22 protein-coding genes and 1 tRNA gene are annotated in these 26,057 nt (G+C 39.1%); 9 read left to right on the plus strand and 14 right to left on the minus strand.

Going from position 1 to position 26,057, the window contains the following annotated elements; genetic code table 11:
• Both G9371_RS16510 and G9371_RS16515 read left to right on the plus strand, forming a co-directional pair.
• A tRNA-Glu gene (locus G9371_RS16510) sits at positions 1-76 on the plus strand.
• A gap of 183 nt (positions 77-259) precedes the next feature.
• Complete coding sequence (locus tag G9371_RS16515; RefSeq protein ID WP_029423843.1) at positions 260-2,374, plus strand: TonB-dependent siderophore receptor; 2,115 nt, start codon at positions 260-262, stop codon at positions 2,372-2,374.
• A gap of 58 nt (positions 2,375-2,432) precedes the next feature.
• Here the strand turns inward: G9371_RS16515 and G9371_RS16520 are convergent, their stop codons facing one another.
• From G9371_RS16520 to G9371_RS16545, 6 genes are all read right to left on the minus strand, one after another.
• Positions 2,433-3,677: an NADH:flavin oxidoreductase/NADH oxidase family protein gene (locus tag G9371_RS16520; RefSeq protein ID WP_029423842.1), complete on the minus strand. Its 1,245-nt coding sequence runs from the start codon at positions 3,675-3,677 to the stop codon at positions 2,433-2,435.
• A gap of 185 nt (positions 3,678-3,862) precedes the next feature.
• Positions 3,863-5,452 (minus strand): ABC transporter ATP-binding protein, encoded by a 1,590-nt coding sequence (locus G9371_RS16525; RefSeq protein WP_029423841.1) that lies wholly within the window; start codon positions 5,450-5,452, stop codon positions 3,863-3,865.
• Positions 5,430-6,440 carry an ABC transporter permease gene (locus tag G9371_RS16530; protein WP_029423840.1) on the minus strand — a complete coding sequence of 337 codons (1,011 nt, stop codon included), beginning with the start codon at positions 6,438-6,440 and terminating at the stop codon, positions 5,430-5,432. Before G9371_RS16530 ends, G9371_RS16525 begins: the two co-directional genes overlap by 23 nt.
• Positions 6,440-7,492: a microcin C ABC transporter permease YejB gene (locus tag G9371_RS16535; protein WP_029423839.1), complete on the minus strand. Its 1,053-nt coding sequence runs from the start codon at positions 7,490-7,492 to the stop codon at positions 6,440-6,442. Before G9371_RS16535 ends, G9371_RS16530 begins: the two co-directional genes overlap by 1 nt.
• 32 nt (positions 7,493-7,524) lie before the next feature.
• A complete protein-coding gene (locus G9371_RS16540) occupies positions 7,525-9,357 on the minus strand; it encodes an extracellular solute-binding protein (RefSeq protein ID WP_029423838.1) in 1,833 nt (610 codons plus the stop codon).
• A 15-nt stretch (positions 9,358-9,372) separates the two neighbouring features.
• Positions 9,373-12,588, minus strand: coding sequence for a lytic transglycosylase (locus G9371_RS16545; protein WP_029423837.1), 3,216 nt, complete (start codon positions 12,586-12,588; stop codon positions 9,373-9,375).
• Positions 12,589-12,820: 232 nt separating this feature from the next.
• Here G9371_RS16545 and dnaQ point away from each other — a divergent pair, with 232 nt between their 5' ends.
• From dnaQ to nudC, 3 genes are all read left to right on the plus strand, one after another.
• Positions 12,821-14,200, plus strand: coding sequence for a DNA polymerase III subunit epsilon (dnaQ, locus tag G9371_RS16550; RefSeq protein WP_002036374.1), 1,380 nt, complete (start codon positions 12,821-12,823; stop codon positions 14,198-14,200).
• Positions 14,201-14,333: 133 nt separating this feature from the next.
• Complete coding sequence (locus G9371_RS16555) at positions 14,334-15,977, plus strand: hypothetical protein (RefSeq protein WP_029423836.1); 1,644 nt, start codon at positions 14,334-14,336, stop codon at positions 15,975-15,977.
• Positions 15,977-16,720, plus strand: a complete 744-nt coding sequence (gene nudC / locus G9371_RS16560; protein ID WP_001292948.1) for an NAD(+) diphosphatase — start codon at positions 15,977-15,979, stop codon at positions 16,718-16,720. Before G9371_RS16555 ends, nudC begins: the two co-directional genes overlap by 1 nt.
• A 22-nt stretch (positions 16,721-16,742) precedes the next feature.
• Here nudC and G9371_RS16565 read toward each other — a convergent pair whose 3' ends face one another.
• The 3 genes from G9371_RS16565 to G9371_RS16575 all read right to left on the minus strand — a co-directional run bounded on the left by G9371_RS16565 (position 16,743) and on the right by G9371_RS16575 (position 18,799).
• The gene (locus G9371_RS16565) at positions 16,743-17,606 is read right to left on the minus strand and encodes an alpha/beta hydrolase (protein ID WP_029423835.1); all 864 of its coding nucleotides are present in this window, start codon (positions 17,604-17,606) and stop codon (positions 16,743-16,745) included.
• A gap of 3 nt (positions 17,607-17,609) precedes the next feature.
• On the minus strand, positions 17,610-18,317 hold the full coding sequence (locus G9371_RS16570; RefSeq protein WP_000919363.1) for a BON domain-containing protein: 708 nt from the start codon (positions 18,315-18,317) through the stop codon (positions 17,610-17,612).
• Between the two features lie 80 nt (positions 18,318-18,397).
• Positions 18,398-18,799, minus strand: coding sequence for a YraN family protein (locus G9371_RS16575; RefSeq protein WP_000959396.1), 402 nt, complete (start codon positions 18,797-18,799; stop codon positions 18,398-18,400).
• 193 nt (positions 18,800-18,992) lie between these two features.
• Here G9371_RS16575 and rsmI point away from each other — a divergent pair, with 193 nt between their 5' ends.
• On the plus strand, positions 18,993-19,829 hold the full coding sequence (gene rsmI, locus G9371_RS16580; RefSeq protein ID WP_029423834.1) for a 16S rRNA (cytidine(1402)-2'-O)-methyltransferase: 837 nt from the start codon (positions 18,993-18,995) through the stop codon (positions 19,827-19,829).
• 93 nt (positions 19,830-19,922) lie between these two features.
• Positions 19,923-20,309, plus strand: a complete 387-nt coding sequence (locus tag G9371_RS16585; protein WP_029423833.1) for a hypothetical protein — start codon at positions 19,923-19,925, stop codon at positions 20,307-20,309.
• Positions 20,310-20,311: 2 nt separating this feature from the next.
• Here the strand turns inward: G9371_RS16585 and G9371_RS16590 are convergent, their stop codons facing one another.
• Positions 20,312-21,202 (minus strand): LysR family transcriptional regulator ArgP, encoded by an 891-nt coding sequence (locus tag G9371_RS16590; protein ID WP_000887357.1) that lies wholly within the window; start codon positions 21,200-21,202, stop codon positions 20,312-20,314.
• A 107-nt stretch (positions 21,203-21,309) separates the two neighbouring features.
• On the opposite strand from G9371_RS16590, the gene G9371_RS16595 reads away from it, so the two are divergent.
• Entirely contained in the window at positions 21,310-21,912 is a 603-nt protein-coding gene (locus G9371_RS16595) for a LysE/ArgO family amino acid transporter (protein WP_000950251.1), read from the plus strand.
• Positions 21,913-21,969: 57 nt separating this feature from the next.
• Here G9371_RS16595 and G9371_RS16600 read toward each other — a convergent pair whose 3' ends face one another.
• On the minus strand, positions 21,970-22,611 hold the full coding sequence (locus G9371_RS16600) for a cation transporter (RefSeq protein WP_000896580.1): 642 nt from the start codon (positions 22,609-22,611) through the stop codon (positions 21,970-21,972).
• 65 nt (positions 22,612-22,676) lie between these two features.
• On the opposite strand from G9371_RS16600, the gene G9371_RS16605 reads away from it, so the two are divergent.
• Positions 22,677-23,078, plus strand: coding sequence for a MerR family transcriptional regulator (locus G9371_RS16605; protein WP_000058923.1), 402 nt, complete (start codon positions 22,677-22,679; stop codon positions 23,076-23,078).
• A 54-nt stretch (positions 23,079-23,132) separates the two neighbouring features.
• Here G9371_RS16605 and G9371_RS16610 read toward each other — a convergent pair whose 3' ends face one another.
• The 3 genes from G9371_RS16610 to G9371_RS16620 all read right to left on the minus strand — a co-directional run bounded on the left by G9371_RS16610 (position 23,133) and on the right by G9371_RS16620 (position 26,031).
• Positions 23,133-23,384, minus strand: a complete 252-nt coding sequence (locus tag G9371_RS16610; protein WP_000129799.1) for a hypothetical protein — start codon at positions 23,382-23,384, stop codon at positions 23,133-23,135.
• 209 nt (positions 23,385-23,593) lie between these two features.
• Complete coding sequence (locus G9371_RS16615) at positions 23,594-24,826, minus strand: FAD-dependent monooxygenase (protein ID WP_021511454.1); 1,233 nt, start codon at positions 24,824-24,826, stop codon at positions 23,594-23,596.
• Positions 24,823-26,031, minus strand: coding sequence for an FAD-dependent monooxygenase (locus G9371_RS16620; protein ID WP_029423832.1), 1,209 nt, complete (start codon positions 26,029-26,031; stop codon positions 24,823-24,825). The genes G9371_RS16615 and G9371_RS16620 overlap by 4 nt, the downstream gene beginning before the upstream one ends.
• Between the last annotated feature and the right edge of the window lie 26 nt (positions 26,032-26,057).

Consider the following 26,057-nt stretch of genomic DNA (forward strand, 5'->3'; position numbering starts at 1 on the left):
GTCCCTATCGTCTAGAGGCCTAGGACATCGCCCTTTCACGGCGGTAACCGGGGTTCGAATCCCCGTAGGGACGCCATATTCTCTTCATATAAAATTTTTCTCTCTAAGTTCTGTCTTCTTATTCTTTTTATATTTTTCTTTATTTCTAAATAAAATACACTTGTGCAAATATATCACTGATCCAGTATTTCCTTTACATAGATTTACAATATAATAATTCTTATTTTTATACTGATATTTATTATCAAAAAGGTTTTAAATGGATCTTAAGCTTCGCCTTCTCTCCCTGAGTATTGCACAACTATGCTGTATTCCAGCTGCTTTTGCAGACACGAACAACTCTTCAACTACTCTTGCAACTATCAAAATTAAAGCCCAACAGGCATCTGACAAGACTTATAAAGTGGATAGTTCCAGTAGTGCTACGCGTAGTGAAATTGCATTACAAAATACCCCGCAATCTGTGAGCGTAGTAACCCAAAAAGTAATTGAAGATATTGGTGCAACTCGCTTAGTTGAAGCACTTGATTTAGCTGGTGGCGTGACTCGTGCTAATAACTTTGGTGGTCAAGGTTTAACTGGTTTTAACGTGCGCGGGTTTACCAGTGGTGAGTTTTATCGAAACGGGTTTCCAATTAACCGTGGCTATCCAAATGCGCCAGATAGCAACACCATTGAACGTGTAGACGTTTTACGTGGCCCCTCTTCTAGCTTATATGGACGTGGTGACCCAGGCGGTACGTTTAACTTAATTTCTAAAACACCAAAGTCTGAGCAACAAACCACTTTAGGGGCACAGCTCAACAGTGAAGGTCTATACCGCACTACCGTAGACACGACAGGTACTGTACCCGATGCAGAAAATATTGGTTATCGCCTAAATGTAATTGCAGAAGGTGGGGATAGTTACCGTGACCATGTCGAATCTAAACGTTATGGAATTGCACCAGTCATTCAATGGCAAGCTAATGATGCCACCAAGGTTACTTTTGAAGCCGATATTTTAAGAAACCAACATCCACTCGACCGTGGTCATACACGTTATCCAACACAGAAATCTTTTAATAGCTCACCAGAAACCTATTTATGGGAAACGGGTAAATACTACAATCGACTCTACAATGATAACAATATGACTCAATTACGAGTTGAACATGACCTTGGGAATGACTGGAAGCTAAATGCTGGCGTGCAATATTTAAATGGCAAATTGCATGGCTATGCAGTAGAAGCAAATGGCATTCAAAATGACGGAGAAACTTTAGGGCGAAATTACAATTATCGCGAATTAAAATGGCAAGATACCGATGCCCAAATTAATCTCACAGGCAATTTCCAGCTTTTAGGTTTAGCCCATACTTTAGTGACTGGCCTTGAATATGAAAATTATGATTATAAGTCATACATTATTCGCTCAAGTGGAGATATCGGTAGCTACCCTATTAATATTTATAATCCAGTTTTAGGGCAACCTTTACCTGAGCTCAATCGTGTAACCACACATGACCGTGAAAACTTAAAAACAACGGCCCTTTTCGTACAAGACCAAATCGACTTAAATGAGCGTTTAAGCGCACTCTTAGGCTTACGATTTGAGCATTACGAGCACGATTACAAAAACCTATTACCAAATACTACCAACTGGAATACCAGTCATGATGCATTTATTCCACGTTTAGGCTTAGTTTATAAAGCAAGTGATGACCTTTCACTCTATGGCAATGCTGCAAAATCTTTTAAACCAAATACTGGCGCCAGCCGTAACGGAGAAGGTTTTGATCCTGAAGAAGGTACAGCTTACGAGTTAGGTTTTAAATGGCAAGCACTTGATAATATGTTATCGATTGATTCCGCTATTTTTTATGCTAATAAAGAAAATGTCTTAACATTAGACCCTGTTGATTCAGCTTATAAAGTCGCTGCTGGCGAAGTTCGTAGCCGTGGCATTGAGTTAAATATTGCTGGTCAAATTACACCAGCTTGGAAAATTATTGGTGGATATGCTTATACAGATGCGGAAGTAACTAAAGACAATACTTTGCAAAAAGGAACAGCTCTAGCCAATATTCCAAAGAATAGTTTTAACCTTTTAAATATCTATGAATTTCAGGATGGTCCTTTACAAGGCTTAGGTCTAGGCATCAATCAAAAATATATTGATAAACGTGCAGGTCAGACAGCTAATAGTACCTATACCATGAAAGGTTATGCAGTTACAGATTTGGTTTCTTATTATCAGGCGACACCAAAACTTCGTCTTAAGTTAGATGTGAAGAACATTTTTGATAAAGTTTATGATGAAAGTGCTTTCAATTTATATGCTTATCCGGGTGAATCACGTACCGTTCAATTAGGTATGAGCTATACGTTCTAAATTGAGCATAAAGGTACTATTTCATCCTTAGAAATAGTACCTTTACTTTAAGAAATTTTTACGCTGACTTACGTGAATTCACGCGTCCTTGAACAACAGCCTTAATATTACCCTTGGCATAATTTAAAAACACAATTAAAGGTGACAGTTTAGGATTTGGCTTTTTACCCTGCCCAATAGCTTTAAATTGTGCTGCATACCAAATGATTTCCATAATCGCCATTTTATCGACAAAAGGTAAACCTGTTTTAATCGGTTTTACTGCATAACGAACGTCTTGTCCTGCAATTAAACGTTCTGTTAAATCTGTTTCAACTGCAAGTGGACGAGCAATACCAATAAAATCACATGCACCACTTGCCAAAGCAGCATTCATACCTTCGACCGTACGGAAGCCGCCTGTCACCATAAGCTTACATTTAACGTGCTGACGGATTTTTTCAGCAAAATCTAGAAAGTATGCTTCACGTGCAATAGTACTTGCCTTACGTTTATCAGCTTTGGCACCAGCCATTGCAGGTGCTTCGTAAGTTCCACCTGAAATTTCAATTAAATCGATCCCGGCTTCATCAACTGCTTTAAATACCGAAATCACATCTTCTTCGCTAATACCACCGCGCTGGAAATCGGCAGAGTTGAGCTTAACGGAAATAATAAAATTATCAGAAGTTGCTTCACGTACTGCTTTATAAACTTCTAGTAAAAAGCGAGTACGGTTTTCGATTGAACCACCCCACTGGTCTGTACGTTTATTGGTTAATGGTGATAAAAACTGGCTAATTAAATAGCCATGTGCACCATGTAACTGTACCCCTTCAAAACCTGCCTTTTCACAAATACGAGCAGCGTTCGCAAAGCGTTTAATAATATCCAAAATTTCTTCATGCGTAAGAGCGCGTGGAGTACCAAACATAGTCGCTAAAGCTGGGCTAAAAGGAACTGCCGAAGGTGCAACTGTTTCTTTATTTAGGCCCTTTGGACACTGACGACCAGGGTGAGACAATTGGATAAGTTGTACCATCCCATATTGTTTACCGACTGCTGCCCATTCTTTTAAACGCTCTAGGTCACGCTCGGTTTCAATCACCACTACCCCGGGTTCGTTTTTGGCCTCTACATTGACCATAACATTTCCAGTAATCGCACAGCCCAAACCACCTTTGGCCCATGCACCATACAAACCTAAATGTAAGTCATTCGGCTGGCCTTCATAGTTTGCAAGTGCCTCACTCATTGCACCTTTAATAATCCGGTTTTTAAATGTGGTATTTCGAATTGTGATTGGTTGTGCAATCTGGCTCATGGTTAACCTCTTTTAATATTTTAGAGCAATTACTCTAATTTAGATGAGTTATAGGTCATGTCAAGGGAAAATCGATAACTGACAATAGCACATGTCAAATTTAAAAAATATAAAAAAATGCAACTTTTTGCATTAAAAATTTAAATAAAATTTATTTTTATAAAACATAATCTTATTAAATAAATTTAACAACTTGCCGCAATTAACTGCTTGGTATATTCAGTTTTTGGAGCATTAAACAACAGCTCAGTCGGCTGATATTCCATAACTTTTGCATGTCGTAATACCATCACTTTATGACACAGTGCTTTGACCACATTTAAATCATGACTAATAAAAATATAGCTCAAGTGCTCTGTTTGCTGTAAACGTCGTAATAATTGAATCATCGCTTTTTGCGTGGTTCGGTCTAAGGCAGACGTTGGTTCATCTAAAATTAAAAGTTTAGGTCGAACTACTAAAGCTCGCGCTAAAGCAACACGTTGTCGTTGCCCACCAGAAAGTTCATGTGGATAGCGATGTTGAAAGCCCTCTGCCAACTCAACTTTTATCAAAGCTGATTCAACTTGCTGTTTAATTTCTTTATCAGTTATCGCTTTGACTTTTAACCCTTCAGCAATAATCTGCCCTACCGTCATACGTGGGTTTAGACTACCAAATGGATCTTGGAAAACAATCTGTAAGTCTGACCTGATCTTGCGTAAAGCTTTTTGTTCTAAGTGGTTTATATCTTGCCCTAGAAAGTTAATCTGTCCCTCACTTTTAATTAATCGAACCAGAGCCAAAGCCAATGAAGATTTTCCGGATCCACTTTCACCCACAATGCCTAATGCTTCGCCTTGAGCAAGCTCAAAATTTACATTTTCAACCGCATTGGTATAACCCTGAATTCGGTTAAAGAAACCACGTCGTATTGGATATTTAACATTGAGTTGTTGAACAGATAAAATCTTATGACTGGTTGAACGTTGCTCAGCGAAACCAAGGTCATGTTCTAATAATTGCTGGGTATAAATTGACGCAGGATTTTTAAAGATCTGCTGAAGCTGACCTTGCTCTACAACTTGTCCTTTGTGTAATACAATCAGCTTATCAGCATAACGGCGTACCAAATTTAAATCATGGCTAATTAAAATCAGTGCCATACCATATTTGCTTTGCAAAGATTTTAATAATTCTAAAATTTGCGTCTGTAAAATCACATCAAGCGCGGTAGTTGGTTCATCTGCAATTAAAATTTTAGGTTGAAGAGCTAGCGCAGCTGCAATCATGACCCGCTGTTTTTGTCCTCCAGAAAGCTCATGCGGATAACGTTTTAAAATGTACTCTGGATTAGCAATTCCTACATCTTTTAATAATTGAATTACCTGCTGTTGAGCTTTCGCTTTTGACCCACCTTGTAAAATAAAATTTTCACCGACAATTTTTTCAACACGATGCAATGGATTTAAAGCCGTAGAAGGCTCCTGAAAAATCATGGCAATATGATGGCCACGTAAATAAGTTCTAGTCTTTTCGTCTATTTCTAAAATATTTTTTGAATCAATAATAATACGACCAGATGTTTTTAATTTTTCTGGTAATAATCCCATCATCGCCAAACAGCTTATTGTTTTACCTGAACCACTCTCACCTACAATTGCAAGCGTATCTCTGGCTTGTAAGTGTAAATTGAGACCTTCTAATAAAGGCCGATCTTGCGTAGAGATTGAAAGGTTTTCTATATTTAGCAATCTAGCATCTACATTTAAGTTATTTTCTTGGGTCAAATGCATCACGTGCCGCCTCCCCAATATAAATTAATAATGACAATACAAAAGCTAAGCTAAAAAATCCAGATAAAGCCAACCACGGTGCGTCTAAGTTATTTTTACCTTGCAACAACAACTCACCTAAAGAGGCTGCATCTGGCGGCAAACCATAGCCCAAGAAATCAAGTGCGGTTAAAGCAATAATATTTGTGGTCAAAATAAAAGGTAACTGCGATAGACTAGAACTTATGGCATTTGGCAAAATGTGCTTAAAGATAATTGCTCTATCAGTTAAACCTAAACCCTGAGCCGCACGTACATAGTCAAGTTGACGCGCTTTTAAAAATTCGGCACGGACAATTCCCACAAGTACAGTCCAGCTAAAGAACAGCATAATAAAAAATAGCCAATATACATTTGGGGTAAACATGCTGACCAAAATCATGACCATAAAGAGCATAGGTAAACCATTCCAGACTTCTACCAACCGTTGCCCTAACAAATCGACCCAGCCACCATAGTAGCCTTGTATAGCACCCACAAAAATGCCAAGTAGTGCTGCACAACCTGTTAAAGCCAAGCCGAAAAGTAATGAGACTCTAAGCCCATAGAGAATACGTGCAAACACGTCTCGCCCTTGGTCATCTGTTCCTAACCAGTTCTGCTTAGAAGGTGGCGATGGCACAGGTACAGCCAAGTCTAAATTAGGAGTCTGGTAAGAAAATCTTATAAGGGGCCAAATAGCCCATCCTTTATGATTGATAAGCTCTTGTACAGCGGGATCTTTATAATCTGCTTCTGTTTCAAACACGCCACCAAAAGTGGTTTCGGGATATGTTTTAAAGACAGGCAAATAATAAGCGTCCTCATATTTCACCAACAATGGTTTGTCGTTAGCAATGAGCTCAGCAGCTAAGGACATCATCAAAATAAGACTAAACAAGATAAAGCTTGCCCACCCTAATTTATGTTGCCTAAACTTTTGCAGCCGTGACCGCACAATAAAAGACATTATTTGCCTCCTTGTGCGTCAAAGTGAATACGCGGATCAATCCATTGATACAGTACATCGCAAATAAGACGTAAAAGCAGGCTAAACAGCGTGAAGAAAAACAATACGCCAAAAATAACCGGATAGTCTCGCTGAACAATTGCTTCAAAGCCCAACAATCCTACACCGTCTAGGTGAAAAATAATTTCAATAAAAAGATTTCCCACAAAGAAAATGCCTGCTAAAGCCTCAGGCAATCCAGCAAGAACCACTAGAATGGCATTACGGAATACATGTTTATATAAGACTTGCTGGCTATTTAAACCTTTTGCATAAGCTGCCAAGACATAAGGTTTATTGAGTTCTTCTAAAAATGAATATTTGGTTAAATAAGTTAAGCTCGCAAAACCACCTAAGATCATGGTAATAAGCGGCAACGTCATGTGCCATAAATAGTCCGTAATTTTTCCGAACCAACTCAATTGATAAAAATTATCTGACACTAGGTTTTGTAATGGAAACCACTGAAAATATGAACCGCCAGCAAAAAAGACAATAAGTAGTATGCCAAAGACAAAGCTGGGTACTGCATAGCCCACCACTAGCAATAAAGAAGTGGAACGATCAAACCATGTACCTTGTTGCTTCGCTTTTTTAATTCCAAGTGGAATTGAAATAAGATAAATCAGCAAAGTGCTCCATAGCCCAAGTGAAATTGACACAGGCATTTTTTCCCAGAGCAGCTCAACCACTGATTTATCTTTAAAAAAGCTTTGTCCAAAGTCTAAAGTCAAATAGCCTTTTAACATCAGTAAAAAACGTTCTAATGGAGGATGGTCAAACCCGTATTGGGCTTTAATTTGCTCGACCATTTCGGGGCTTAAACCTTTAGCACCTTGATAGTACATTTCAGTGCCTAATATACGCCCTGCTCCTAAGCCACTTTCTACTTCATGAATTGCCTGTTCAACTGGTCCACCCGGTGCAATTTGCACGACCACAAAGTTGATCAATAAAATAATGAACAACGTTGGAATCATTAAAAGAAGTCGCTTTAGAATATATGAACCCATATAACAGGATTTCCTTTAGGTACGTGCTTTTATTATTGATGTAAATATTGAGCAACTTTCTTAGCTTGGTTTGCATTACTCCACCAATACTCTATACCGGCAGAGAGCACAGGTTTCACTTTAGGCTGCTGATACATATTCCAGTACGCATACCAATAATCCCCTTTTCCATAAGTCGGGATCTGGTAATATCCTGCACGAAGCAATCGGTCAAGAACATGAGTATAAGTGATTTGCTGTTCACGGTCTTTGGCAGTGACCAGTTTTGAAATCACCTCATCAATTACGGGATTACGAATACCAGCGTAGTTATAGTTGCCATTTTGAACTGCTGCTGCACTTCCCCAGAACTGAGCCTGTTCATTGCCCGGGTTTAAAGATTGCGGCAAATTCATCGTAGTCATGTCAAAGTCATAACGGCGTGTACGTTCTAAATATTGCGGCGCATCAACCTGCCGTAAATTAATATTAATTCCTAATTTTTTTAAATTTCTTACAAATGGCATCAGTGTTCTTTGTTTGCCATCTTGCTGAATGAGAAACTCAATTTGTACAGGTTTGCCTTCGGGCGTATATAACTGCCCTTCTTTAATTTTATAACCCGCCTCAATCAGCAACTGTCTAGCAAATAATAGGTTTTGCCGGTTAAAACCACTGGCATCTGAGGTTGGATATTTCCAATCAGCCAAAACAGCTTTTTGCATGACTGGAGAGAGCTTTGGTAACAGAGGCTTTAATATGGCCATTTCATTGTTTGAAGGACGACTTGTCGCTGCCAAATCACTATTTTCAAAATAACTTTGTAGTCTTTGATATTGTCCGTAAAACAAAGCTTTATTTTGCCATTCAAAATCATAGGCATAAGTTAAAGCTTGTCTAAAACGGATGTCATTGAAAGGTTTGCGCCGTGTGTTAAAAACATAACTCTCGGTTGCAATGGGGTTATGATGTCTAAATTTATATTGCGTTACCAAACCTGCTTTTACAGCCGGAAAATGATAGTCAGTGACCCATTTTTTTGGATTAGTTTCTTCATGCAAAGTATATTGCCCAGATTTAAAACCTTCGAATGCAATATCCCAATTTCGGTAATAAACATACTTTAAATGATCGAAGTTATAGCGCCCTTTATTAATAGGTAAGTCTTTTGCCCAATAGTTCGGATTACGTTTATAACTAATACTTCGACCTGCATCAATTTTCTCAACCACGTAAGGCCCTGAGCCTATAATCGGTTGCAAGCTAATACGGGTAAAATCACGTTTCTGCCAATCTGCTTTTGAGTAAATCGGTAAACTCGCCACAACAAATGGCATTTTAGGATTATGGCTGGACTTAAAAGTGAATTTAACTTGATGTGGGTTTATCACTTCTGTTTTCGCTAAGTCTGCAAGATACATTTGTAGACCAAAATTAGATTTGGTTTGATAGGTATCAAAGCTAAATTTCACATCTTCAGCTGTTACGGGCAGCCCATTACTAAATCGAGCTTTTGGGTTTAAATAAAAAGTAACTGACTGAGTTTTTATAGGATCATACGAAACTTTTTCTGCCAGAAGTGGATATAACACCCCCACTTCATCAAGTGACTGGGTCATTAAGGTATCAAAAAGATAATTTACCCCTTCTGTCGCATTTCCCTTACCGTTCATACTGTTTAAGTTATCAAATGTCCCTTGCGCAGCCTGACTCAATACTCCGCCTTTAGGTGCATTCGGGTTGGCATAAGGCATAGCAGCCATTGCCAGATATTTAGGCTTAGAATGAATTGCGATATACGGCGTGGTTTGCTGAGCAGCGAATATAACTTGCGAAAAAACACTGAGCCCGACTAGCAGGCTCAGTTGAGAATATAACTTTTGCATAAAGTACTAATTATTCTATAAATTAGGCACTTTAATGATATCGCCAATACGCAATTGAGTCGACGGTGTTAGGTTGTTGAGTTCCGCCAGTAAAGTGGTTTCTAAACCATATTTACTCGCAAGACCAATTAAGGTATCACCACGTTTGACTTTGTATTCCACTACAGTTTTTGGAATCACAATATTTTGTCCACGCTGTAAATTGGCATTTGCTTTTAATGCATTCATTTCAGCAAGTTCACGAACTGAAATACCCGCACGACTCGCAATAGCATTTAACGAATCACCAGCTTTAACCGTGTACTTTTCAGTATTTTTTCCTGCAACTACAGCTTTTGGAGACGATTTTGCCGTATCCGTTTTAGCTGTTTCTACTGTTGGTAAATCACCTGTTAATTTTAAGCGTTGACCAACACGAACATTACTGTTGCGAGACAAACCGTTCAATGCAGCGAGGTAATCTAACTGTAAATGATAGCGGTTAGCGATATTTCCTAGGCTATCACCAGATTTAACTGTGTAGGTCTCTGGTGTTTCTTCTTTGGTATTTTTAGCCGAAACTTTGCTAGTTGTTTCAACTTCACCAGTTAATTTTAAACGCTGACCAGCACGAAGGCCTGCAGTACGTGACAAGCCATTCAAATCTGCCAAATAACTGGTTTGTAAGTTATATTTAGCTGCAATTGCATTTAAGCTATCGCCTGACTGCACAACATATTGGTCAGGAACTGATGCACCAGCCGGAACTTTTAGAGTTTGTCCCAGTTGGACATGACTGTTGGCTTTTAAGTTGTTCAGTTCAGCAAGCTCAGCTAGGCTAATTTTAGATTTGGTCGCAATGCTTGATAATGTATCACCACGCTGCACTTTATAACTTTCAGTTTTATATGATGGACCTGCTGCAAGCTTTTCATATTTACCAGAAGCCTTGCTGTCATCAACTTCATCAACAGTGATTTCTTTTGCAGGTACATTAATTTTTTGGCCTACAATTAAATTACTACCAGCTGATAACCCTGGTGTTAGGTCTGCCAACTCTTGATTAGATAATGCATAACGGTCTGCAATTAATTTCAAATATTCGCCACGTTTAACCGTATAACTCTTTGTTGCAATACGACGTGTACTTGCTTGAATTGCCTTTGGCTCTACTTTAGCAGCACGATTACCTTTAGGCTCTTTTAACTGTAATTTTTGCCCTACAAACAAGCCATCTGTTACAGACAAATCGTTATATTCAGCTAGCTGTTTCACTGACAAATTAAATTGATTTGCCACTCCTGTTAAACTGTCATTTGCTTGAACAACATAGACATCAGGTTTAGCTGCCGATTTTGCCGTAGTTTCCACCTCTTGAGGCTTAGCATCATAGAGATATAGACTGGTTCCTACAAATAAAGTCTTTTCAGGATCAATCTGGTTCCATTTAGCTACATCACGCCAGTTCACACCATTCTTCATGGCAATAACTGCTAAAGTATCGCCAGGTTGTACTGTATAAGTACTACGCTTACCTTTAGGTTGTACAACCACAACATCTGTATCAGTCTTAATATAAGGCTTATCTTTATTGCGCTGAGCATCTTCAGAGTTTGCAAGAGTTGCATCTTCAGCTAAAGTTTTTGGATAAGCAAAACCTTTACTTACTTCTTTACCTTGCTGCTCAGCAACAGATTGGCTGGTCTGAATTGCGGTTAACTTAATTTTGCCGTCATACGGATCGACAATTTCTGTACCCTGAGGTGCAAGTGCTTTTAACTCGGCAACAACTTGATCTTTTTCAGCTTGAGTAGCTTGAGGCTCTAAAGCTTGATCAACTGTTTCCTTTTCCCCTTCAGCACGCACTGCCGCTAAAATTTTCTCGCGTTCAGTTGCTGAAATTGGCGGTTCCGTTCTCACAGGTTTGATATTTGCAGCCGGAGTGACCGCAACAGGAATACGTGGTGCACTTGGTACATCAGCTGACGCTGCAAAAGCAGCTAGCGCATCAGAACCACGAGGGGTTGCAGTTTTTACCGTTACCGAGCTGCTACTTGTTTTAGCAGGTGTCGATGGTCTTACTGGCTGAGCTGGAGTTGATGGAGTAGTTCGAACTGTGACTGAAGTTGAAGTCGTTGTGGTCGGTTTAGACGGCGAAGTAACACTTGCCCACCAGCCTGAACTTCCACCGGCTTTCATTCCTTTTAGCTTGTTATCCACTGAAGGACTTATATCAGCTGGAATCAAAATACGCATTGGACTTGCAGGGTCTACTGTTTCACCACGATAGCCTGGGTTTAATGCATATAACTCAGCACGACTAAGACCCGTCACCGACGCGATTTCATTTAAAGATAATGGTGCAGATAAGGTAACTTCACGGAAATGGGGTCTGTTTGCAATCGGAGGTAACGAAACCCCATAAGCGCGTGGGTTTTTAATAATTTGTGCAACAGCCAAGAAACGCGGAACATAGTTCATGGTTTCTTGCGGTAATTTTAGTGACCAATAGTCTGTTGGCAAACCAGCAGCCTGATTTCGGTTAATCGCCTGTTGAATACGACCCGGACCAGCGTTATAAGCAGCCAAAGCTAATTCCCATGAACCGAACTGGTTATATAAGCTTCCTAAAAACTCATAGGCAGCACGAGTAGATTCCACAACATCACGGCGTCCGTCGTACATACCCGTTTGTTGTAAACCATAAATACGACCAGTACTAGGAATAAATTGCCATAAACCCGCCGCCGCCGCACTACTTGTTGCAGCTGGGTCATATGAACTTTCAATCACTGGTAATAATGCAAGTTCGGTTGGAAGACCACGGCGTTCTGCTTCTTTAACAGTATGATATAAATAACGACTTGCGCGAGCACTTAAGCGGTCAAGGTAGGGCTGACGTGAGATAAACCAACTACGCTGCGCTTCAATACGTGGATCCCAATGATTGAGGTCCATTTTGAAGCCTACGGCCATACGCTTCCAGACATCACCGTGTTTTAAAATAAGTAAACGGTCACCCTCTACAGCACGCATATCTGTTGCTGAAAGTAAGTCTTCTAAAGAGTCCAGACTGCTTGCATCAAGATAGCCTGCTCCACTCACCTGTTTTGTTTTCGAGGTTTTTGCAGATTGCGGAGTCGAAGAACAGCCTGTTGTAATACCCAACGCAGCTAAAGCAGAGCTAAGGACTGTAATTTTGAATAATGATGCTGCAGATGGCTGCCACACAAATGTGGTTGGTTTATACATAAAAACTTCCAAACAACTCGCGTAATATTTCTTGGGGTCTGCCCACAAACCCTAGGTCTTCGATGCCATTGTAGTAAAGCATGCAAGATAGACAAGGCAATAATTTAATGTCATTTGCATGGAAATGTTACAAGAAATTAAAAAAAGCTTGCTTTGTAACGATGGAACCGAACTTTTTGCGTATACAATACACCAAATTCAGCTCTTTTTCTTTCAGTTTAGGTTTCGATTTATGTCTCAAACAATCACACTGTATGTTGATGGTGCATGTCGTGGCAATCCGGGTTTAGGCGGTTGGGGTGCATATGTCATTACCGAACAGGGTGAACATAAATTATTTGGCGGTGAACCCGACACAACAAATAACCGTATGGAACTTACTGCGGCTATTGAAGGAATTTCTTTTTGCCCTCCTGATGCTCAATTAATTGTCTGGACAGACTCAAATTATGTGAAGCAAGGTATTACAGAATGGATTCATGGTTGGAAAAAGAAAAACTGGAAAGATGTTAAAAATCCTGACCTATGGCAAAAACTCGATGCCGTTTGTGCGGGTAGAAATATTGAATGGAACTGGATTAAAGGCCATGCAGGACATGCAGGTAATGAAATGGCTGACCAACTTGCGAATTTAGGTGCAGACAAAACTGCTCAAGAACTTAAGCAACCACAGTCAGCCACTGTATCGCAAGATATAAAAAAGCCTGAACAGGACTGGTTACTAGACGATCCTTTCGGATTCGATCTGGTTGAAACAACCGAAGATGAAACAGTCACTTTAGAGCAGACACAAGAAGTTGAGATGATTGTTGTGGATGAAGAAATGAATCTAGTTGAGGCTGTAGAACAAGAAGAACAACAGCAAAATACCAATATTCATCCACAAATTGTGATGACTGAAGCCAAGCTTAAATTACAAGGCCCAAGACAACTCATACTCGATACGGAAACAACTGGTTTCTATTTCCAAGATGGTGACCGCATTATTGAAGTCGGTGCGATCGAAATGATTAACCGTAAGCTTACGGGTAGTTCGATTCACATTTATATTAATCCTGAAAAACCAGTGGGTGACTCTGTTCAAGTCCACGGTATTACAGATGAGTTTTTGGTCGACAAACCAAAATATGCAGAAATTGCAGATACCTTATTTGAATACCTAAAAGGCGCAGAAATTATTGCCCATAACGCAACCTTCGATATGAACTTCTTAGATATGGAGTTTAAGCGTGTTGGGTTACCTGCTCTTTCAGAAGTTTGTGAAGTTACCGATACTTTAGCTTTAGCGAAAAATAAGCATCCTGGGCAGAAAAACTCACTTGATGCCTTAGTTAGACGTTATGAAATTCCAGCGCGTGACCGTACTTTCCACGGCGCATTACTCGATGCTGAAATTCTTTCTGATGTTTACTTGGCAATGACAGGTGGTCAAGTTTCCTTTGATATGGATGCCCTATCGCAAAGTGAAAGTGACCAGCAAAAAACGACCAAAGCTAGAGTTCAAATTGAATTACCTGTTATTTACCCTTCAGATGAAGAGCTAAACATACATGAGACTTGGGTCAAAGAATTTGAGAAAAAACATGGAGAACCTTGCCTTTTTGCAAAATAAATTTTTGATTCTCTAATGTTTTTTTAGTTTCCCCTTTTGCAAGTTAAGTTATATTAGTCGTATAGATTTTTAGCTCAAACTATTGAGCCATGACGAATATAACAATTGATTTTTTTTGCAAAGGGGAATTTTTATGTCTGAGCATAATTCGATTCAATTTGATCCAACAGCGTTACTCATCATTAAAAATGAAATTGATAATTCAATAAAACTGGTGGAAGGCGCTGTAAGTACCTTAATTGAAGAACAGGCTCTCCCTTTTGGTATTGATGATGCATTAGAACAATTTAAACAATGTACTCAAGTCTTACGTCTCATTGATATTCCATATTTGGCAAAAATCACTCAATATTCAACCGAGTTGATGCAAAAAATTATGGCGAATCCAGAGCGCATCAACACCGATGAGGTTGTTGCTCTAAGTGAAGGCACAACCATGGTTAAACGTTATATTGAGTTCATCTGTTTACGTGAAGTCGAAGTACCTCAGTTTCTTTTAGACACCTTAAATAATTTAGAAAAAGCCTTAAATAAGCCACTAACCTCTTCTGGACAACAGATTGCGTCAAAGCTTTCAACAGTTTCACTTGAGTTACCGTTACCCGAAGTGCTTATTAATGAAAGAACTCAGTTTATCCATCAGCTTTATAAATTATCACTACATCAATTTTTAAATAAAACTGAAAGTGCTCGAGACTTTCAAGCATTTAAACTGATTGGCGGTTATTTAGTGAGTATGGCTCAAGGTCAACCAAGCCAGCAATACTGGCAATTGGTAAACTCTGCCTTTAGTCATATTGATGAACTTGTTTTAAATGATGCTCGCCTACGTGTGTTCATTAACCTTGAAAATGCCATAAGTTTATTTTTAGCTTCACCTGAAGGCTTTGAAGCAAACTTAACTGCTCTAGCAGATATCCTGAGTATTGTGATTGGACAAGAAGACCAACTTGCGCAGCAAATCCGTAGTCAGTTAAACATTGGTCATGAGTTTCTCACCGACACTCAACTCAAAACCCTGAGCCAACACTTGTATGGTCCAGACTTTGATACCATGCAAACGGTAAGTCAATTAATCTTAAGCGAAATGAACAAAGTTCGTAATGATATTGAATATAACTACCAAAACATGTCACCAGAAAAAGCTCAGCAACTACAAAGCAATCTTATGCAGCTTGCTCATACTTTTAAATTACTCAACTTAAACGAGGCTGCTTCAGAGCTTTCTCAACAAGCCAGCAGTTTAAGCCAAATCAATATATTGAGTAACGAAAACTATGCTCAGCAGTTGATGAAAAGCATTTTATCTGCCATGAATGCCATTGGTATTTTGGTGCGCCATTATTCATCTAACCGTCTACAAATTCGTGTAAACAATACCAATATCTCTCTAGATCGTTTAGATGAAGCACATCAGACATTATTGAATGAGACCAAAAATTTAATCGATTTTGTATGCCAAAGTTTGACTCTCTATGCCAACGATCAAACTCAAAATATTGAAGCAATTGCAGGCTCTTTAAAAGAGTTGGCTGGCGCGGCTGAATTTTTAGGAAGTACAGTTCAACAAAATGCTTTACTTGAAACTGCCAAGTTTGTACAACAGCAAATCGATCAAAATCAGCCTTTCAATCATGATCAGATTCACTGTATTTTTAACGTTTTAGCTGGGCTAGATATGTTAGTTGACAATTTAAAAAATAAACAGCCTGTTCTACAATCCATGTTTGATGTAGCATTGCTAAGTAGTCAACAACTTCAAAAAAAGGCAGCTTAATGTCTGAGTTATCACTTGCTTATATTTTTCATCATCAACAATTATTGGTTGACCAAAACCTTCAATTACCCAAAGTCGAAAAGTTAGCAAGTGATCTGCTTTTCACTCATGATGAACAGGTCATTGCACGTGACCTGTTGAGTGAAGAAGCCATTCCGGAAGGCCTGCAACTCGTTCCAATTCGTCAACTTATTTCCAACTGGTCAAAAGAACAATTTTTACAGGCAAGTCGTGCTGTACAGTTGCTCGAATGGCGACGTAATCACAAGTTTTGTAGCCACTGTGGGCATGCTACCGAAGTACACCCTACAGAATATGCTATGGTGTGCCCTTCTTGTCGCTACCACCAATATCCGCGTGTAAACCCATGTATTATCACCATCATTACTAAAGGCGATGATGAAATTTTATTGGCGAAATCTATTCACAATAAAACCAATATGTATGGCTTGATCGCAGGATTTGTAGAAGTTGGGGAAACGCTTGAAGAAGCTGTTCAGCGCGAAGCTTTAGAAGAAGTGGGACTTAAACTCAAAAATATTCAATATATGTCAAGCCAACCCTGGCCTTTTCCAAGCAATCTCATGATTGCATTTAGAGCTGAATATGAGTCAGGTGAAATTTCTTTGCAAGAAGATGAAATTGCCGATGCGCAGTTCTTTAAATTTGATCAGCTACCTGAAATTCCATTTAAAGGCAGTATTGCACACGCAATGATTACGCAGATTACTCAAGCGAAGTAATCTGCGCTCTCAAACAGATGTTTTAGAATACTTCATCCAGAAAGTGCAAAATGGTCCGTTTAGTTCGGAAGTAATGACTTACAAAACTCGATAAACTCGCCAAAATTGTAATATGACCTGTTTTAGGAATCACAGCGATATGACTGTGATTTCCGCTTTGTCTAAGTGCCTGATCAAGATCAAAGGTATTTTCTTTTTTTACAAGCTGATCATTTTCAGCCATGAGCAGATAATGCTTAATATGATTTTGATTTACAAAATAATATGGCATCACTTCTTTATAAGAAATGCTTTGATCAAAAGCATCTTCGGCAAGCGGATCACCTTTATAATCAAAATGATAAGGACCTGCCAAACCAAAAATTGCTTTAATATTACCTAAACATTGAATTGTATTTGGCTTTGGATGATAAACAGCAGACATCACATTAAATGCACCTGCCGAATGTCCCATAAGCACAATATTCTCTGTCGAGATTTCCAATTTTTCTTGGTTCTGGTGTAAATAGTTTAACGCTTGCGTTAAGTCATCTACATAACTTGGAAAAATATTCTTTGGTGCGAGCTGATAGTTAATGACAGCAACGTCATAACCTTCTTTCGTAAACGCTTCACCCACAAATAAATAGTCTCGTTTATTACCATGTTGCCAAGCACCACCATGTACAAAAACAATGAGTGGTCGATGAGCTAAGCGCTTAGTAGAACGATAAATATCTAGACGATGGCGAGGCTTTAAGCCATAACGCACATTTAAAACCTGCTCAAAACCATCTTTTGGTGTAAAACGGTTTAAAGCAAAGCTCCCCAAATTATACAGACGGAACTCTTTATAAAGAGTTCTCGCCTGCTCAATTTTGCTTTGTAATTGTTCAATCAGGTTCATATTTTATTGTGCAGAAGATGCTGGATCTGTTTGGTCCGGATCAATTGCAACAGGAGTTTGAACTGTTGGTTGAGCAAGAACATTATTAATTACTGGTGTAGTTGTTGCGCTGGCAGTACTCGCTGCCGGAGCAGGCGCTAAATCAATATTATCAATGAGCGTTACAATCTTAGTTACGTTACCGACATTTTGAAGCACATTGTTTAAGTCATTAATTTCAGCTGTGTTTAAACGCCCCATCACATATAAAACACCATCTTCGGTATGGACCAGTACTTTACTGTCCGATACTACTGGCGCTTTCATTAATAAAGCACGTGTATTTGCGGTTACCCCAGCATCTTGCATGATCGTGTTATAGCTTACTTTGTTACCCACCGTAATATAGTTATGTACGGCTTTCACATCACTCATGGCTTTAACGTTGTCTTCTGCCAACTGTTTTAAGTATGGGTCTGGCACCTGTCCAGTTAACAATACTGTGCTATGGAAGCTTTCGATGTTAATACGAGATTGTTTAAAACGCTGATCAAGCTTATAGAGGTTAATATTCGCTGTACGCTTAATTGAAGAATCAATAAATACTTGGCCTAAGCTACGTACACCACTATCTGTTCCAACTGGAGCTGTACCTGTTCCACCAGAAATAAAACTTGCGCAACCTGACAAACTTGCGACACAAAGCGCTGTTACAGCAATACGTTTCAACACTCCACCAGACTCCTATCAATCTCTTCTTGGCTTGATCATAAAACATCAGTCTTTAATTTGCTCAAAAGAGTAATGAACTCTTAATCCAAAGTAAATGCATTTTCGATCCATTGCAGATCATAATGGAATTTCGAAAAGTCTTGCTGTACTGTTTTTGCAATTTTCTGTGGAAAATCAAAACAAATCACATCAAAACGACAATAAAAATCCTGATAAGATGGGTAGCGCTGTAAAAACCTCATCGCCGTCTTAATTATTTTTTTCTGTTTGCTCAAGGTGACCATTTCACAAGCTTGACCATAATTTCCCTGCCCTCGCGCTTTTACCTCAACAAAAATCAATTCGTTACCGCGTTTTACAATCAGATCGACCTCTCCACGGCGTGAATGATAATTACTGGCGACCCATTCATAATTTTGTTCTTTTAAAAGTTTTAGTGCTGTTTGTTCCGCCCATTGGCCCAACTGCTGTGCAACTAACATAATTTTTTTGTTTCCCCAATTAAAAATGTAAATACTGTTAATGCCGGTTCTATACCTTTTTATTTTTGAATTGAACAAATCAAAAGCAGATGTTTCGAAAAATAAAAAGCCTACTGACATTGTTCACGCCAAAAACATAATTTCGGGTACACTAACCCATTAAAATTGTTTATCTGTACGGAGTAAAAACCAAATGAGTGCTCAGTTATTTGTTGTAGCCACCCCAATCGGGCACTTAAATGATATGACTTTCCGTGCAATTGATATCTTAAAATCAGTTTCTGTTGTTGCTGCCGAAGATACACGCCAATCAGCTCAATTATTCAAACACTATAATATATCTACTCCACTTACCGCATGCCACGACCATAATGAAAGCAACAAAATTGAGCAGTTAGTTCAAAAGCTACTTGCTGGTGAAAATATTGCTTTGATTAGTGATGCAGGCACACCACTTATTAGTGACCCTGGGTTTAAACTGGTTCGTGCTGCTCAAGAAAATGGTATTAGGGTTGTACCTGTACCGGGTGCATGTGCTGCAATTGCTGCTTTAAGTGCTGTAGGCCTACCAAGTGACCGTTTTAGTTTTGAAGGCTTTTTACCATCAAAGGCTTCTCAACGTATTTCGCAACTCGAAAAGCTTAAAAATGAAACTCAAACCTTAATTTTCTATGAAGCGCCACATCGTATTTTAGAATGTGTAAAAAATATGGCTGAAGTATTTGGTGAAAACCGCCCTGTAGGTTTCGCACGTGAAATTACCAAAACATTTGAAACGATCAAAAAAATGACCTTAAAAGATTTGGTTAGTTTTATTGAAAATGACCATAACCAAGAAAAAGGTGAAATTGTTCTTGTAGTTGGCGGTGCACCAGAAAAAACCGATCTGGAACAAGAAAAACTAGATGAGCTTTTAAAGCGCTTACTTCAAGATTTATCAGTTAAAGCAGCATCTCAACTGGCTGCTGATTTAACGGGTATTAAGAAAAAAGTCGCTTATCAACGTGCGCTTGAGTTAACACAATCTTAATTTATTAACTAAACGGTGATGACCAACGCCTATGTCATCACCTCGCATAAATTTTGCATAACAATATTAAAGATAAAAAATAAGAGTATTGATATGACTGAATCACTTGGAAAACTTGGCCCGCATGAAGGACAAGAACTAGAATTATTACTTTCAGGCAAAAAACCTATCGCTTATTTTTATGAGTTATTACCCATTGAATTTATAAAGCATCTTGAACAAGGGTCTTTATCTATGATCAGTAAAGACATTGAAACTTCTCTGTCTCTCCCCTTTTCAATTATGTTGATCTATAAAGATGCGTCTTTAGCAGATTTGAATGAACTCATGTTATGTATTGAAAGGTCATTAAAAGCAACTCAACTTGAAGAGCGCCTAGAACTCGACCGTAGAATCGGACAACTTTTAGATTACTCAGTACAAGATATAGAGTTTTATATTCAACACATTTTAAATCGTCATTTAAAAACTAAGATCTAAAATTATCTTAGTATCTGTTTTGCTGATTCAACAATGGTCTCAGTCAGTACATCAAGTTGCTTAGACTGTCTTTTCCAGTGATGCCAATATAAAGGAACATCAAGTTGAGCCTCAGGCATAATATCAACAAGTGTTCCATTTTCGAGTAATGGTTGAACCTGAAGCTCAGGCACCATGCCATAACCTAAACCTAGTTGAATTGCTTTAACGAAAGCATCTGTTGCCGGAATAAAACTATAAGGATAACTCTGCATTGGTAAACCGTATCCTTTTAATAAAACCTCTGAATGCATTAAATCTTTATGGTTAAAAATAACCGCCGGTGTTTTTCTTAAAACTTCTCGGTTAATTCCACCACTAAACCACCGATTTACAAACTCGGCCGATGCCAGCATTTTATAGCGCATTTTACCAAGAGGCTGAGCTAAACAGCCTGCCATCACCTGCTCTTCTGCTGTGATACATGCATTGACCTGCCCTGTTTCTAGCAAAGTATGCGTGTGTGATTGATCATCAATTTTTAGCTCTAACACTATTTTTTCTTTAAAAAGTGTTTGCTGAATACTGGGTAAAAGCCAAGTTGCTAATGAGTCTGCATTTGAAGCCAACGCAATTTTATAAAATTCTGAGTCGGATGATTTGCCCATTAAGCCTTGTAATAGATTTTGCTCCATTAGCCTTGTATGACGTAAATGCTGGAGTAAGGTTTGCCCTGCTTGTGTAAGTACACAAGGACGGCCACGTATAATTAAAATCTGACCTAAATATTTTTCTAGCGCTTGTACACGTAGTGATACAGCAGAGGGAGTTATACATAAGTGCTCTCCTGCCGCATCAAAACTCCCGACTTCTGCAACCGCCAGAAAAGCTTCACACTGCTTACTATCTAACATACAAAACCTAAATTATTTTTAGCCAAACCTAAATATTCTTAATTTTACTTATTTCTTAATAAAAAGTCAGATAATTCCCCCATCTGATTTGTTTCTGCTTAATGGTTATGCTTTCTCTGAGTGTGTTTTTTAAAGGTTTAGGTATTGGTAGCGGCCTAATTGTAGCAATTGGTGCCCAAAATGCTTTTGTTCTAAAACAAGGACTTAAACAGCAATATGTATTTTGGCTATGTTTAATTTGTGCCCTGTCCGATTCAATTTTAATCGCCTGTGGTGTATTAGGTTTTGCCGAAATTATGACAGCATCACCCATCTTAATCACAGTCGCTAAATATTTAGGGGCAACGTTCTTATTCGTCTACGGTGCAAAAGCCTTCTATGCCGCGTTTAAAACTAACCAAGGCATGGAGCTTGATAGCAGCCAAAAGCAGACTTTAACCCAAGCACTTATAACCTGTCTTGCCTTTACTTGGCTGAATCCACATGTTTATTTAGATACCATTGTACTGATTGGTTCGGTTGCGACACAGCTAGAAGATAAAATCAGTTTTGCCTTAGGTAGCATTCTTGCCTCTTGGATTTTCTTTTTCAGTCTAGGCTATGGTGCAAGATTTCTAAAACCATTATTTATCAATCCAAAAGCTTGGAAAATTTTAGATTTCATGATTGGTTGCGTTATGTGGAGTATCGCAATATCACTTCTCATCTAATGCATTCAAAAACAAAAAAGTACCATGCTTATATGGTACTTTTTTATGCAATCAAAATTAAGCTTCTGAACCCAACATTAACTTTGATTGTTTTCTTTCTTGTAATGATTGCTTAATCACAGCATAACCCGAAGATACACCTAAATATGCAATAACAAAGGCTACGAACAAATCAGGAAATATAGTGCCTGTTCCAAACACGCCTACAGCAGCCAAAACAACAGCAATGTTGGCGATAGAGTCATTTCGACTACACAGCCACACAGAACGCATATTGGCATCACCATCTCTAAATGCATAAAGCATTAAAGCAACGGAAACGTTAGCAATTAAAGCCATTACCCCAATTGCCCCCATAACCATCGGTTCAGGTGAAACTCCATGAAAAAATGACCATACCACTTTTGCAATGACGAAGAACCCAAAAGCGGCCATCGTTATACCCTTAACAAGTGCTGCGGTTGCACGCCAGTAAAGGCTCATCGAAAGCACGACTAAAGACAGAGCATAATTTGCAGCATCTCCGGCAAAATCTAATGCATCTGCCCATAATGAAACAGATTGGGCTTTATAACCGCCGACTATCTCAACGACAAACATGAGTGCATTAATTACAAGAGCAATCCATAACGCTTTTCTAAAGCGCGGGCTTGCTTTCTTTGTAGGAGAGCAGGTTGAAGCACATCCACATCCAGCCATTTTATTTCCTCAAAAACTCTTTTATAGTGATTAGAAACCCTTGAGTAGCTCCAGAGTCAAGTCTTATGAGTCTTTCTATTGGTCAATTATCAAAAAAAGCGGATGTCCCGATCGATACTATTCGTTATTACGAAAAAGTAGGTGTATTGGACCGCATTCAGCGCTCAGAAAATAATTATCGTGTTTACACAGATCAAACACTCGCAGACCTATTATTTATTAAACATTGCCGTGAATTAGATATTTCTCTCAGTGATATTAAAACGCTAAAAGAAATGAAAGCTCAGCCGAAACGGGCTTGTACGGAAGTTGATAATTTGGTGAATAAATACTTGATAGAAGTATCGGAAAAGATTGAGCGACTGTTGCTTTTAAAAGAAACCCTAATCGATTTAAAACAACACTGCTCTACCGACCGTACAGTAGATGAATGCGGCATTTTAAAAGAACTACAAAACCACCCTTAAATCATCATAAAGTGGGCAATAAAAAAGCATCACTCAAGTGATGCTTTTTTAATATTAACGATCGCTATGTTCATCTGGTGGAACTTCTGTGATTCTTCCGCCACGAGCTAAAAACGCAGCGACTTCATCTTCCAACGCTTGGCGTTGTTTTTGTTTCGCAGTTACAGTAAGCGTTTCTGCTTCTGCAAGATCGGCATCAGTTAAGTTGCCTGCTTCTTCATCAGCTGCGCCACTTTCAGCCGCTTTGGCTTCATCTTCATCTACAGCAGAATCTTCTGCATCTTCATAATCATTGATATCTGTCATTTTTACACTCCCCACAATGATTTGTATTGCATCATCGCTATGGTCTTCGAGACCTCAGAAATTTAGCAATCTCTTTGCATTTAGCAAAGAGCCAAATTGGTCAAATCCGTATCTTTTCTGACCGAATTGGTAATGATATATAAATGATTGTTTAAAAAATATCTACTGATATTTATTTAGATCAGTAGAGCATAAACTTCGTAATTATTTTAACGACTATACTGGGTGTTTTGTAAAGCCCCTAAACCATTTGCTTGTTGCATAAAACGCTCTTTTAAGAACGAAATTTGTTCAACTTGCTTGAGTCCCACATTCCGGGCCCAAATCAATGGAAATAGCTCACTGCTTTCTAGCCAACCAATTGCCGACATACTATGCATCATCGCATCATTCTGTCCTTTACGGCGGTGTTCATAACGCATTAAGGTTTGTTCATGCGCCCATACACCACGACCTAAATCATGCAATAGTGCATCACAGAGTACAGCTGCATCTAAACAACCAATATTCACCCCTTGTCCAGCAAGTGGATGAATCACATGAGCTGCATCGCCAATGAGGGCTAGGCCATCTTTAACGTATTGTTTTGCGGCACGCGCTTTCAATGGAAATTGGGCTCTTGAACGAACATCGAGCACTTCACCCAACATATGTTGGCTTTCACGAGTTAGAAGTTGCATAAACTCAGCATCACTTAAAGCTGAATATTCATCGGCATAATCATCTGGTAGTGTCCAGACAATGGACTGCCAGTAGCCATTTTCACTTTCTTCAAGACTCGCCATTGGCAAATATGCTAAAGGCCCTGTAGGTAAGAAGATTTGACGGGCAACATAGTGATGAGGTTTGGAAGTCTTTATTGCACAGCTAATGGCTGCTTGCTTGTAATCTAGTACGTCGAGGTCAATAAAAGCTTGCTCACGTACAAATGAATTTGCACCATCTGCACCAATAAGTAGTTTAGTTTTAAGCGTAGAACCATCTGCCAATTGAATATGCCAGCACCCAACACCTTGCTCAATACGGGTAACGCGAACTTGAGTACGATAATCTGTTAACTGCTCAATCATTTTTTGTTGAATAGCAACATTCAATACACTTGGCTCAACCATAGAACCCAAGGCTTGCTCTGGCATTGGTCTTTGTACAGACTCATGGCCAAAATTAATTTCACCATAGCCATTTAAATTCCACACTTGCATGCCGGTATAAGGCATTTGACGTGCCAGATCATCCCAAACATTGACTGTTTTAAGTAAATGAATGGTCGCTTGGCTAAGAGCTAAAACACGTGGGTTCATCACACTTAATGTTTTTTCAACATCCAGTACAGGAGCAGCATCAAGCACGGTAGGTTGTACACCACCTTGTGCAAGTAATAAAGCAGTTAAGCCACCAACTAGTCCACCACCAACAATGACGACATCTAACACTTCACTCATGCTTTTAACCCCATTGCATAGTTTGCTACCAGTGGCTTAACACCCGGAATGACATCAAATGCAATTAATCCAGTATTACGGATTAATTTTAATAATGGGTTTTGGTTACTAAAGCCCCGAACTACGGTATCGCAGAATTTAATTACTCGCTGCTGGTCAGATAAACGGGCTTGTTCATAGGCAAGTAAATTATCTGGGTTACCAATATCATCAGATGCGCTTAACTGGTTCACTAAATAACGCAGCAATACATCTGCATCACGCAGACATAAATTAAAACCTTGCCCAGCAACAGGATGGATTGTATGCGCTGCATTACCCATTAAAATAACGCGTCCGACAGCTTGTTTATGCGCAAGCACTTGTGAAAGCGGATAACTAAAGCGTTTACCCGTTTTTTCAAATTTACCCGCTCTGTCACCATAAGTTTTTTGCAAAGCATCTAAAAAGTGTTGGTCGTTTTCTTCACCCAACCACTCACCTTCAGTGCCTTTTTTAACAGGCCATACCACTGAGCGACGGTATTCACCCGGTAATGGTAACAAAGCTAAAGGCCCTAATGCACTAAAACGTTCAAACCCTACATGCTCATGCGGTTTTGAAGTCTGAACAGTCGTAACGATCGCAACCTGATCATAGTCGTGAACATCAACACCCACACCAATTGCTTGACGACAGAAAGAATCGCGCCCATCTGCTGCAATTAATAATTTTGACTCAAGCTTTAAGACTTCATCACCACGCTGAGCTTCAATATGTACCTGTTCAGCATTTTGAGTTAAAGCAGTTACTTGTACGCCATCAATCAGTTCAATCAAAGGCTGTTGACGTACTTGAGTTAATAAAACACGACCGAGCCATGCATTTTCAATGACTTGCCCAAAGCTTTCGACTTTCTCTTGTTCTGCAATTAAACGTGCTTTTCCAAAACTGCCTTGTTCAGTAATGTGAACTTGCAAAATTGGAGTGGCATGCTGTTGTAAGGCACCCCATAACCCTAACTTCTGATAAATCTGTACGCTACGACGTGATAAAGCCGTATTCCGCGCATCAAAACTGGAATGATAAGGGGCAACATTTTGATCATCATAGTTTGGGTATTTCACAGCTTCTAATAGCTTTACCGCGATATTAGCCTTCGCCAGCATGAGGGAAAGGCTTAAACCCACCATACCCCCACCTACAATAATCACTTGTTGTTGCATCGAGTTTTGCTCCTTTGGCGAATACG

The sequence above is a fragment of the Acinetobacter sp. EKM10A genome (assembly GCF_011075215.1).
GTDB lineage: Bacteria > Pseudomonadota > Gammaproteobacteria > Pseudomonadales > Moraxellaceae > Acinetobacter > Acinetobacter baumannii.

Excerpts from the sequence above, each read along its gene's own strand:
- G9371_RS16565 (WP_029423835.1), bottom strand. The coding sequence starts at position 17,606 with ATGAACCTGATTGAACAATTACAAAGCAAAATTGAGCAGGCGAGAACT.
- G9371_RS16590 (WP_000887357.1), bottom strand. The coding sequence starts at position 21,202 with ATGTTAGATAGTAAGCAGTGTGAAGCTTTTCTGGCGGTTGCAGAAGTC.
- G9371_RS16545 (WP_029423837.1), bottom strand. The coding sequence starts at position 12,588 with ATGTATAAACCAACCACATTTGTGTGGCAGCCATCTGCAGCATCATTA.
- G9371_RS16605 (WP_000058923.1), top strand. The coding sequence starts at position 22,677 with ATGAGTCTTTCTATTGGTCAATTATCAAAAAAAGCGGATGTCCCGATC.
- dnaQ (WP_002036374.1), top strand. The coding sequence starts at position 12,821 with ATGTCTCAAACAATCACACTGTATGTTGATGGTGCATGTCGTGGCAAT.
- G9371_RS16600 (WP_000896580.1), bottom strand. The coding sequence starts at position 22,611 with ATGGCTGGATGTGGATGTGCTTCAACCTGCTCTCCTACAAAGAAAGCA.
- G9371_RS16520 (WP_029423842.1), bottom strand. The coding sequence starts at position 3,677 with ATGAGCCAGATTGCACAACCAATCACAATTCGAAATACCACATTTAAA.
- G9371_RS16515 (WP_029423843.1), top strand. The coding sequence starts at position 260 with ATGGATCTTAAGCTTCGCCTTCTCTCCCTGAGTATTGCACAACTATGC.
- nudC (WP_001292948.1), top strand. The coding sequence starts at position 15,977 with ATGTCTGAGTTATCACTTGCTTATATTTTTCATCATCAACAATTATTG.
- rsmI (WP_029423834.1), top strand. The coding sequence starts at position 18,993 with ATGAGTGCTCAGTTATTTGTTGTAGCCACCCCAATCGGGCACTTAAAT.
- G9371_RS16610 (WP_000129799.1), bottom strand. The coding sequence starts at position 23,384 with ATGACAGATATCAATGATTATGAAGATGCAGAAGATTCTGCTGTAGAT.
- G9371_RS16585 (WP_029423833.1), top strand. The coding sequence starts at position 19,923 with ATGACTGAATCACTTGGAAAACTTGGCCCGCATGAAGGACAAGAACTA.
- G9371_RS16530 (WP_029423840.1), bottom strand. The coding sequence starts at position 6,440 with ATGTCTTTTATTGTGCGGTCACGGCTGCAAAAGTTTAGGCAACATAAA.
- G9371_RS16525 (WP_029423841.1), bottom strand. The coding sequence starts at position 5,452 with ATGCATTTGACCCAAGAAAATAACTTAAATGTAGATGCTAGATTGCTA.
- G9371_RS16575 (WP_000959396.1), bottom strand. The coding sequence starts at position 18,799 with ATGTTAGTTGCACAGCAGTTGGGCCAATGGGCGGAACAAACAGCACTA.
- G9371_RS16540 (WP_029423838.1), bottom strand. The coding sequence starts at position 9,357 with ATGCAAAAGTTATATTCTCAACTGAGCCTGCTAGTCGGGCTCAGTGTT.
- G9371_RS16535 (WP_029423839.1), bottom strand. The coding sequence starts at position 7,492 with ATGGGTTCATATATTCTAAAGCGACTTCTTTTAATGATTCCAACGTTG.
- G9371_RS16615 (WP_021511454.1), bottom strand. The coding sequence starts at position 24,826 with ATGAGTGAAGTGTTAGATGTCGTCATTGTTGGTGGTGGACTAGTTGGT.
- G9371_RS16620 (WP_029423832.1), bottom strand. The coding sequence starts at position 26,031 with ATGCAACAACAAGTGATTATTGTAGGTGGGGGTATGGTGGGTTTAAGC.
- G9371_RS16595 (WP_000950251.1), top strand. The coding sequence starts at position 21,310 with ATGCTTTCTCTGAGTGTGTTTTTTAAAGGTTTAGGTATTGGTAGCGGC.
- G9371_RS16555 (WP_029423836.1), top strand. The coding sequence starts at position 14,334 with ATGTCTGAGCATAATTCGATTCAATTTGATCCAACAGCGTTACTCATC.